We start from the raw sequence: 264 nt of genomic DNA, 5'->3' as shown, positions 1-264 counted from the left end.
ATCTTGCTCCGACTCATTTGAGCGACCGACAGCTGGCTGCCAGTACGTTTCCGGTGCTCGTTCCTGCGCCGTATCTGCAAAAAATGGAACCTGGCAACCCCCACGATCCCTTGCTGCGCCAGGTACTGCCAGACGCTGAAGAGCTTATCGCCATGCCGGGTTATGTCAGTGATCCACTGGATGAGCAACACGCCAATATCACCCCCGGTATCGTTCACAAATATCAGGGCCGGCTCTTGTTACTGGCGGCGACGGGCTGTGCAG

General features: G+C 57.2%; 1 pseudogene. It reads left to right on the top strand.

The annotated features are described in order from the left end of the window. Window positions 1-264, top strand: a pseudogene (locus Q4563_RS20445) (EF-P beta-lysylation protein EpmB); the annotation flags it as partial.

It is taken from the genome of Gilvimarinus sp. 1_MG-2023 (genome assembly GCF_030548285.1).
Note: the sequence above shows the minus strand (reverse complement) of the source record. Positions and strands in the feature narration are given on the sequence as shown.